12 protein-coding genes are annotated in these 9,225 nt (G+C 56.4%); 11 read left to right on the top strand and 1 reads right to left on the bottom strand.

The features are described 5' to 3' along the window. The first annotated feature begins 558 nt into the window (after window positions 1–558). The 3 genes from DBO85_RS19050 to DBO85_RS06410 all read left to right on the top strand — a co-directional run bounded on the left by DBO85_RS19050 (window position 559) and on the right by DBO85_RS06410 (window position 2,087). Window positions 559–984, top strand: coding sequence for an SMI1/KNR4 family protein (locus DBO85_RS19050; protein WP_146168174.1), 426 nt, complete (start codon window positions 559–561; stop codon window positions 982–984). 94 nt (window positions 985–1,078) lie between these two features. Next, the gene (locus tag DBO85_RS06415) at window positions 1,079–1,549 is read left to right on the top strand and encodes a hypothetical protein (RefSeq protein WP_083489804.1); all 471 of its coding nucleotides are present in this window, start codon (window positions 1,079–1,081) and stop codon (window positions 1,547–1,549) included. Window positions 1,550–1,628: 79 nt separating this feature from the next. Continuing rightward, window positions 1,629–2,087, top strand: a complete 459-nt coding sequence (locus DBO85_RS06410; RefSeq protein ID WP_158268878.1) for an SMI1/KNR4 family protein — start codon at window positions 1,629–1,631, stop codon at window positions 2,085–2,087. Between the two features lie 284 nt (window positions 2,088–2,371). Here the strand turns inward: DBO85_RS06410 and DBO85_RS06405 are convergent, their stop codons facing one another. Then, the gene (locus tag DBO85_RS06405; protein ID WP_108106409.1) at window positions 2,372–3,415 is read right to left on the bottom strand and encodes an IS110 family RNA-guided transposase; all 1,044 of its coding nucleotides are present in this window, start codon (window positions 3,413–3,415) and stop codon (window positions 2,372–2,374) included. 122 nt (window positions 3,416–3,537) lie between these two features. Between DBO85_RS06405 and DBO85_RS19045 the strand changes: the two genes are divergently transcribed. The 8 genes from DBO85_RS19045 to DBO85_RS06370 all read left to right on the top strand — a co-directional run bounded on the left by DBO85_RS19045 (window position 3,538) and on the right by DBO85_RS06370 (window position 9,166). Then, window positions 3,538–3,987, top strand: a complete 450-nt coding sequence (locus DBO85_RS19045; protein ID WP_146168173.1) for a hypothetical protein — start codon at window positions 3,538–3,540, stop codon at window positions 3,985–3,987. Window positions 3,988–4,267: 280 nt separating this feature from the next. Next, window positions 4,268–4,654, top strand: a complete 387-nt coding sequence (locus DBO85_RS06400; RefSeq protein ID WP_108106408.1) for a hypothetical protein — start codon at window positions 4,268–4,270, stop codon at window positions 4,652–4,654. Window positions 4,655–4,752: 98 nt separating this feature from the next. After that, window positions 4,753–6,663 carry a WG repeat-containing protein gene (locus DBO85_RS19405; protein WP_108106406.1) on the top strand — a complete coding sequence of 637 codons (1,911 nt, stop codon included), beginning with the start codon at window positions 4,753–4,755 and terminating at the stop codon, window positions 6,661–6,663. Window positions 6,664–6,770: 107 nt separating this feature from the next. Continuing rightward, window positions 6,771–7,415, top strand: a complete 645-nt coding sequence (locus DBO85_RS06390) for a hypothetical protein (RefSeq protein ID WP_108106404.1) — start codon at window positions 6,771–6,773, stop codon at window positions 7,413–7,415. A gap of 322 nt (window positions 7,416–7,737) precedes the next feature. Beyond that, window positions 7,738–8,058: a hypothetical protein gene (locus DBO85_RS06385; RefSeq protein WP_108106402.1), complete on the top strand. Its 321-nt coding sequence runs from the start codon at window positions 7,738–7,740 to the stop codon at window positions 8,056–8,058. 76 nt (window positions 8,059–8,134) lie between these two features. Beyond that, window positions 8,135–8,365, top strand: a complete 231-nt coding sequence (locus tag DBO85_RS06380; RefSeq protein ID WP_108106400.1) for a hypothetical protein — start codon at window positions 8,135–8,137, stop codon at window positions 8,363–8,365. Between the two features lie 16 nt (window positions 8,366–8,381). Further along, window positions 8,382–8,867 carry a Gar/GrdA family gentamicin resistance ATP-binding protein gene (locus tag DBO85_RS06375; RefSeq protein ID WP_108106398.1) on the top strand — a complete coding sequence of 162 codons (486 nt, stop codon included), beginning with the start codon at window positions 8,382–8,384 and terminating at the stop codon, window positions 8,865–8,867. 17 nt (window positions 8,868–8,884) lie between these two features. Continuing rightward, entirely contained in the window at window positions 8,885–9,166 is a 282-nt protein-coding gene (locus DBO85_RS06370; protein ID WP_108106396.1) for a hypothetical protein, read from the top strand. Window positions 9,167–9,225: the final 59 nt, after the last annotated feature.

Raw genomic sequence — 9,225 nt, 5'->3', positions numbered from 1 at the left:
TTCGCTTCGCTCACTGGGACCGGCTTAAGCCGGCCCCTTAGCCAAACGTTAGGTGCTTCAAATGCGCACGGCGCTGCTTCAAGAAATCCAACGTTTCGCTGAGAGCAAGCGCCCAGCTTGGGAGCTTGAGAGCTGGTGGGAAAAACATGCTTGCGAAGTAGAGTCAGAGTTAGGGAGGAGCGCTTACCTAGCAGTTAGCAAGCGAAAGTTCGTTGGGCTTAAGCATGTTCTAGAAAAAGAAGGACTTGCATATGTGGCATCTACAGAGCACTGCCAGTCATGCGGCGAGCCATTTTTTGTCGTTGCTCCTGGCACAACCACTAAAGAGCAAATAATTTCATTTGCAAAGCAATGTAGCCTCAAAGAGGCAGCGCAAATTATCGAGAGCGGCTGGATGCATCCTGGGCAATACTGCAAGTCAGGCTGTACATTTAGGCTATGGAACATAAGGTAGTGCAGTCAGCACCTAACAATGCGTTCAAGTCGTTCGCTTCGCTCACTCGGGACCGGCTAAAGCCGGCCCCTTAACCAAACGTTAGGCCCTGCGGGGAAAATCACATGAGCCTTCGCGATAACGACCCAATTGCATTCTTGCTAAATTGCGTAGAAAACGATGTATATAGTGTCCATCTAAACGATAGTGCTTCAGACAGCAAGATCAATGAACTCCAAACGGTCGCCGCAAGCCAGCTGCCTGGAGCAATTCCTGATGGCTATATTCGATTTCTCCGCGTCACGAATGGTGCTCAAATAGAAAATGCGCTTTTCGAATCAACTGACGATCTAATTAGTCTAAATTTAGACAGAAATTACGACAGCTCTATTTTTCTAGGAGGCAGCGGCAATATCAACGAGTATGTTTTTGATCTAGCTGATCACCAATATCACATAGCAAACTTAGGTCGTCCTTCTGAAAAACTTGAATCTTTCGACAGCTTCGAAAATTTATTATCCAGCGTTATTGCAGGACAAAGCATTGCATGATCATTTAAAGGCCTAACAAATGGTTCAAATCGTTCGCTGCGCTCACTGGGACGGGCTAAAGCCCGCCCCTTAACCAAACGTTAGCAGGCAAGAAATGTCCGAAGTATTTTACTGCAAAGGCTGGTTTAGAGCCAAAAAACGTGCTCTAGAACCGTACACCGCTGTACAAGCGCAGGCGCTTCACGAAGGCGGTGAGCTTTACTGTGCACTAATCGGCTCCCATACCAATCCCACCTGCTTTCTCGAAGTGAAGAGGGGCTTTGTCGGGGTAGGCTTCCTTGATGAGAAGCTTAGAGAGGTACTTTCTTACTCATTTCAAGAGGAAGAGCCAGGCAAGCTTTTCCTTTCAATGGCTACACACCGTGAATTTGAGCCAAACTCTGACAAGGTTCTTAAAGGTACTAGCTACATATTTAGCCTTGATGGAAAGCTAATCATAAGAAGAGAAGTGTTTTCCCCTTCGCACAAGCTTGATAGTGCAGAGCGCATCACAGATATAAGCGCTAACTGGGAGCCTTTTCCCAAATTTGGCAGCTACGGTCATTTAGTAAAAGCAGAGCGTTAATGCCTGCTAACAAATCAATCTAGCGGACCCGCTAAAGCGGGCCGCTAATTTCCAACGTTAGCCGTCAGGAGAAGTGAGAGTGGAATGGGATACATCTATATGTGAAAGCCAACCTCTTTCAGCCCAACAAATTGAGGGCTTTGAGAAAATTACGGGCTTTAATCTCCCAGCCGATTACCGAGAAATTGTTCAGAGGTTTCCCAACTCCTACCCCAGCAAATCTAGCTTCAGGGTAAATGTTGGTAATGAGCTATTTATTGCTGGCTTCGGCATACTCATGACTTTGAATCCGTTCTCCGAGCACGAGAATGTGCTGAGCACTCTTATTAGGCTGCGCAAGCATCAAGATCTTCCGGAGAATTTACTTCCCTTTGCGGCAGGCGGAGGCGGAGATTATCTTTGCTTCTCGTACTCTTCCTCTGCCATTGAGCCTTCGGTGGTCTTCTGGTTCCATGAGGTCCCAGGACCAGAGGGTGTTTATCCAGTAGCAGAAAATTTCGCAGGATTGCTAGATATTCTCTTTACAGAGGCTGATTAGCCGGTCAAAAAACGGCTAACAACTCGTATATGGACTCCCCCCACAAGCAGTGAGGAATAGCTTTTTTTGATCCTGTCGTCAGCGCGGTTGCATCCGTATATCCGGCCTTTCGGTGGGCTGCTTGCCCTGGCCATTCTGTAGTTCGCACAGCGGGGGCCAAGCGCTCAAGCGATCACGTGGATCAGCATTGTTATCGGCCTTGTTCCGCTGCAGGACTCGCCTGTTTCGACAGTCTCGCCTCTCACCACAACCACCAGAAAACCACTTGCTGATTACCCCCGCCGTCAGGCGGGCCTTGCACTCTGCCAGTCGCCACTGAAGCGTCGCTCGTGGCACCACACTGCCCAGCAGATTCTTACCATCTTGTTCGCCAGCGCTACCGCCGCCTTGTTGTGGCCGATGCGGTCGGCCGTCTGCACAGCCCACAGCTGCAGACGCGTCAGTCGTTCCGGTGTGCGGTTGCGGCAGCGCTTGGCCGCCAGCAGGGCCGAGCGCGCACCGTGGATCAGCAAGGTACGCACGTAGGTGTTGCCCTGGCCGCTGATCTTCCCCAGTCGCCGACGATGGCCACTGCTGTGCTCACGCGGGGTCATGCCCAGCCAGGCACTGAGCTGTCGCCCATTGGCGAAGCGCTCCGGTTGGCCGACGGCGTTCTTCACCGCGCTGGCGGTCAGCACACCGATGCCGCTAACTTCGTCGAGCTTGCGGACGATGTCGTCCTCGGCATGCCAGCGCTTGATGCGCTCCTCGCTTTCGGCCATGCACTGCTCGTAGAGGTTGATCTCGGCCAGGACCAGATGCAGCTCCGGGCGCAGCGGCGCAAGCTCTTCGCACTCGACCAGGCTGTGTGCACTCTGAATGAACTCTCGGGTCTTGGTCGGTGCTTCTACCCCCGCTTCGCGCAAGATGGCGCGCAACAGGTTGATGCGCTGGGTGCGGCTCTTCTTCCAGGTTTCGCGCAGGCCGTGAAGCTGCTGCAGGAGTTGCTGTTCCTGACTTTTCACAGGTACCGCATGTAAGTCGGCACGGCGCCCGGCCTCGAGAATGGCATCGCAGTCGCTGCGATCTGTCTTGCTGCGCAGCCGATAGGCGCGTACGTAACGCGTATGAATCAGCCGCACCCGATGCCCGCGCGCCTGCAGAACTCGCCCCCAATAGTGAGCTGTGCCACAGGCCTCCATCAGCCACTCGACCGGTTCCGGCTGCTGCTGTATATACCGAACAAACGCCTCACGGCTCAGCCGCTTGCGCTGCGCCACCTGCCCGGCATGGATACTCTCGGCAACCTGGAAAACGGACTTGGCCAGATCAACTGCTATACGTTTCATCCCGACTCGCCCCGCGTGTCATCACCTTCCTGGTTATAGAAGAAGGTGGTGCGAGGGGAATCGTTCGCTACGCTCACTGAAACGGGCTAACGCCCGCCCCTTAACCAAACGTTAGGTGCAGCATGGAATCGCTGAAAACATACCTACTTCGAGTGCTTCTCATCAGTTCATGCGCAGCCTCGGCGCACGCTCAAGACTTTAGCGGTGAGTGGTCTATTGACCTCCGCTCCGAGCAGCAGAAACAGCAAATGGCTGAGTGCGGAGCCGCACATTTCAACCTCACACAGGCTGGCGAGCGCATCACTGGCAGCCATCAGTTCTACACCGTAGGCTGCGGCAGGATCAATGAGGGCGGCCCAGAATCAGTGAACGGAATAGCTATCGGAAATACAGCCATTCTCAGCGTCAGAAGCGAAAGAACCGGAACTATTGTTTTGGGAAAAGCCACCTTGGAGGGTGACTCCTTGAGCTGGGAGAGCTTAGAGGAGATATATCCTGGGCTTCAGGGTGACTCCCCACTTATTCTGGGTAAAGGCCTCCTAAAAAAGGCGTCCAGCCCAACTTCACAGTGAGGCACCTAACAATGTATATGGACTCCCCTCACAAGCAGTGAGCAATAGCTCTTTTTTGATCCTATCGTCAGCGCGATTGCATCCGTATATCCGGCCTTTCGGTGGGCTGCTTGCCCTGGCCATTCTGTAGTTCGCACAGCGGGGGCCAAGCGCTCAAGCGATCACGTGGATCAGCATTGTTATCGGCCTTGTTCCGCTGCAGGACTCGCCTGTTTCGACCGCTTCACTCACTGGGGCGGACTAAAGCCCGCCCCTTAACCAAACGCCGGGCGTCATAGACATGGGTCCACAAGTTACATTCACGACGGATTTCTTCAAGCCTATTCCCGGTGAAGACGAACAAACCAATCCCGGGCGCTTCGGCAAGGCCTTGGCTGAATGGTTGGCTGAGCGTCTCAAGGAGCGGGGAGTGTCCGTTGAGGGGGTGATCCCCGAAGATTTCGGCTGGGTGATCATGGTCGTGCGCAAACCATTCATGCTTTGGCTCGGCTGCGGCAACACGGATGGAAGCACAACCGAGTGGTCTGTGTTCCCGGTGGCAGAGCCTTCGCTGATGCAGCGTCTGTTTAGGCGTATCGATCCTACTTCTGAAGTTGAAAAGCTAAAGGCTCATGTCGCTGAACTGGTGCCCTTGATCCCAGGAGTCTCCAATGTGATCTGGGAGTAACTGTGGCCCCTCATTGAGCACGAGTACTCTCACCCTCTCTTGAACTGGCACGACGAGGGTGCGCGCTGGCGCGATATTGAATTGAAAGGAGATCCGGTGTGCGTTCAACGGACGAATTTAGGAGTTGGCTTGGGCACGCCGGTCTATTGGCTATCACTGTCCTCGCTTCGCTTGCACCCTTACCAGCACCTGCTGCAAACGGCAGCCCAGAACTGATCCCGCGATGTAGCGGCCCCTTCCGGCTTTGCGGCTATATCGAAGAAAGCGGTCATCAGGAGCATATCCCGCCACGATTTGAGGTGGCGCGTCCGTTTAGCGAAGGCCTGGCTGCCGTTCGCATTGACGGGTTCTATGGCTTTATCGATACGACTGGGGAAATCGTCATTGCCCCTCGCTTTGAGAACGCAGGAAGCTTTTCCGATGAATACGCAGAAATCCGTTTAGACAACGCTTCAGGGATTATCAATCGATCAGGGGGGCTTGTTATTGCGCCTCGATTCAGACGGATCATCCCTTTTAGCGGCGATACATTCCTCGCGGAACCCCTGCGAGAGGGACAGCAGAACAGTCCGCTCACTGACAGAAAATTGGGTGCGTTTAACGATTCCTCTTCGTTTATTTCAATGCAAGGTGCAGGGCTTTTCCATATCCAAAGAGGATGGCTTTCCGATCAGAACCTTAAATTCGCACGCTTCGACAAGCCGGAACGCGGACTTATCTGGGCTGGAAAAAGCATCGGAAGGCACGAATATCTCTGGGGCCTTCTGCGGTCCGACGGAACCTGGCAAGTGAGCCCGCGATACCATCACGTGCAGTCGCTCAGCGAAACGCATGCGGTAGTCGCAGCGACGCCGAGCCATGCACCCTCTTCCCAGCCACGCCTCAACCACCAACGCTGGGGCGCCGTCGATCGCGACGGCAAACTGGTCGTTCCGCTGAAATTCGCGCATCTACGTTATTGGCGTGGCGGATATGGCCATGCACGTGAAGCGCAGCCGTACAAACCCGATGGCACCCCCAGCAAGTCCAGAGAGGGCATCGTGCGCGCCGACGGCACGCTGCTCGCCGACCGCTATTTCGACGAGATCGACATTGACCAGCAAGGCGGCTTGCCACGGGGCCGGATCGGCAAAACCTGGCATAGCGTCGAGCCCGACGGGAGCCTGATCCCCGACCAACTTGACGGGACGCCATTGCTCCAGTGCCCTGGCGGCCTGAGCGTTATCCGGCGCGGCGAGAGTGTCGAGTTTCGGGTACCGGGGAATGGCAGACCGGTTGGGCCTTTTGATATGAAGCATATACTCGGGCAGGAGTGCCCAGGCCCCTTCTCTGCACAGCGGCATGGAAAATGGTTCGTCGTCCTGGAGAACGGCTCCGTTCTCCGCGGCAAGAATGGCTTCGAGAGCAGCTATTCGTTTTCCGGTGACCACGCAGCGGTAAAGGTCGATGGCAAATGGGGAATCATCGATCGCGCCGGAGCCTTCACGGTCAAGCCGAGCTTCGACGCATTGCGGCCTGCGGACAAAGGCTCTTTCATAGTGGATGCGGCTGACGATCGATACTGGATCAATGCGTACGGTGAACGCGTTGAAGACCCTACCCCAGAGCCTACCGCCCGACAGGCGCTGACCTGCGCGGGCGGATTGCGCTTCTTCGAACGAGAGGGTCTGTGGGGCTTTCAAGATAAAGATGGGAAAACAGTCATTGAGCCGCGGTTTCGCGCACTCTCCTGCTTCGAGCATGGCATTTCATGGGCTGCAGCGCCCGACGCAACGACATGGTGTGCGATTGGCCCGAACGGGCAAAGGCGCAGTGGCATCGACTGCCGTGAGGCATACCATCCGCGCGGATCGAGTCATCACTACCCCGAGCAGTTCAGCGGCGACCCTTACGAAAGCAGCGTGCTTTGGAATCGCGCCCTGCTGGAATATCGAGCAGGCCTGCGTGACAACCCACCCAGGTGGATCGGCGATGGATACCGAGGGAGCGGTAGCTTCGATGCAGAATGAGGTGAAATCCCCACGATAGAACTGCCAGACTCAATCAGCGCGTCGGCACTTGAACCGGTCAACCAACTTTCGCAGCGTAAGCGTTCCACAACGAAACCAGGATTGGCATGAGACTGCGCTGGCAAGAAATCGATAAAGCGTTGCTGGTCTACCGCGAGAAGTGGGATGTCATTGCCTATTCCTGCGCCTCCGGGCTGGCGTGTCTGGGCGTTGCGGTTGGCGCGTATCTGCTGAGTGAGCGACCCGATGCTCCGCGAGTCTTCCTGTCTGCATTTTCCTTCTTCTTTGGGCTCGCCGGGACAGCCCTGATGCTTCGCTTGATTGTCGAGTCCAGGAGAATTGTGGGCGAACCGGGATTTCACGTGCTCTCTGCGGACTCCCTCGGAATATCGATTACGGCCTATCTCGGCGCGCGGACGCAGTCCTTCGCGTGGACGGCGATTGACGAGGTGATGTTGGCGGCCCGGTTGAAGACTATCGAACCGGACGAAACGACCTATCTAGGTCGCACGATCGTTGTCTTTCTGACATCGGGTGAGTACGGCTCCTGGAGCGTATCGACGCGAATGCGCGCCGCAGTTTCTCTGTCAGCTGAGGGGCGGCCTTACCTGTGCGCACCCTTCCCGAAAGGGCAGGAAATTCCACTCGAAGAGATACTCCGCCAGTACGCACCGACGCGGGTCAAGGTTCGCTCCGAAGAGCGTGCCATCTTCGATTTCCGGAAGAATGCTGACCTGTACTCGACGGCCTGACCTTGAGACGCCACGCAGGCCGTCCACCTGCGCCGACCCGTGAGAAGGGAGCTTTGTGAAGGACGCAAAGTAACGCAAGGCCTCTGGTTTCGACTTCCACGACAGCGGTGGCGCGGCCGTCACGACGCGCTGCCGAACAAAAAGAGCCTGAACTATGCACTGCCGCACGAATGCCACAGGTAGCAGGCGAGCCAGGTTGCTGGCCTTGGCTTTTTCATGCTCTCTTGCCGCGCTTGCAGCAACTGATGACGCCTTCGCTGTTCCGCCTGGCCCGGGTCGAGCGGTGAACGCACCCTGCTCCCCCGTCGCGGACAATGCTCACATGGCTGACACCACCAACATCCGGCTGGTCCGGGTCGTGAGTCGTGAAGGCGCGGTCGTGGCCGAGCTGTCAGCGGCGGCGGCGCTGGAACAGTTCCATGAGCTCTGGTCCGGCAAGACGCAGATGCCCAGAGCGTCCTGGCGCAGTGTCGACTACTCGACGTTCGGTTACAGCCTGTACATTTCCACCGACACCGATTCGGGCATCTGGCGATTCGACCCCGCGGGGTACGCCACGCCGCTGTCGAAGATGATCACGCCGATATACCGGATCGACGACGCTGAAATGATCCGCCACCTGCTGGGCATATCCGCTCCGTGAGCGCGCCCGGTCGGCACTCTTCGCCAGAAATCCGATTGATCAACCACCCCCACACAACCAAGGAAGGAAGATAGAAATGACCGACTACACCAACGGCAGCCAGTCCAAACCTGTCGTGCTGATATGCAGCCTGTTTTTCGTGTTGCTGGCGCTCGTCAACCTGTACCTGATGATCTCCGGTCCCAGCGAAAACAGCCTGCTCGGTCTGGGTCGCAGCCCTTACCTTCACTACCCGGCCTTCGCACTCTGCACCCTGGGCGCCGGGTGGATGGCCGTTATCGGGTTCAAGCGACTCAAGTCGATGTGAGGTCACGGCGAGAAGCATGATCATCGTCCTGAACGGCCCGCTTGGTATTGGCAAATCCACCCTCGCCGAGGCGCTGATGGAGCGACTGGAGGCCAGCGTGATGCTGGATGGCGATCAGATGATCGCAGTCAATCCGGCACCCGCGGCGGAACTCGACTACCTGCACGCCACCTTGTCGCTGCTGATCAGGCACCACCAGACACATGGCTATCAGCACTTCATCATCAACCACATCTGGCAGACAGCCGATGAGCTCAGCCAGCTGCGCCAGAGCCTCGGCGATCTCGACAGGGACCTGCGCTGTTTCCTGCTCGAGCTGCCGCTTGAGGAAAACCTGCGGCGAATCCGCCTTCGCCAGCGTGCCCGCGCGATTGACGAGCAGGCGTTCGAGATGCAGACCGTCATCATGAGCGACAGGCACTGGGTAGAAGTAATGACACCGCCCTGGGTGAACCTTTCGATGTGTCGGCCGCGCCCGACGAGCTGGTTTCTTCCCTGCTGATACGCCTGGGCCTGTGAATGGAAGAGCTGGCAGAAGGACTGTTGAAAGCCACGCTGCGCGCGCTGGGACTACTGATTCGATTTCTGATCTGGTTGACCATGGAGCTGTTCTTCGAGATAACCGCCTGGTACGTCGGCTGGCCCATATGCCGCGCGTTGAGCCTGGGCAACTGGCCGCGGCAGTCGATAGGCGAGCATGAGCTGGCAGCGCCTCTGACCCGTTTCACAGTGTCCGTCGTAGGGATTCTGACCCTACTAGGAATAGTCATTCTGTTAGCCAAACTCACCGGCTCCGCCTGACACCGGGTCGCGCGACGCCAAACTCGCGCGACAGAACCAGTGTTCCGTACCGGCAACCC

This window comes from Pseudomonas mangrovi (genome assembly GCF_003052585.1).
GTDB classification, from domain to species: Bacteria; Pseudomonadota; Gammaproteobacteria; order Pseudomonadales; family Pseudomonadaceae; genus Aquipseudomonas; species Aquipseudomonas mangrovi.
This window is presented reverse-complemented; position numbering and strand designations above follow the sequence as displayed.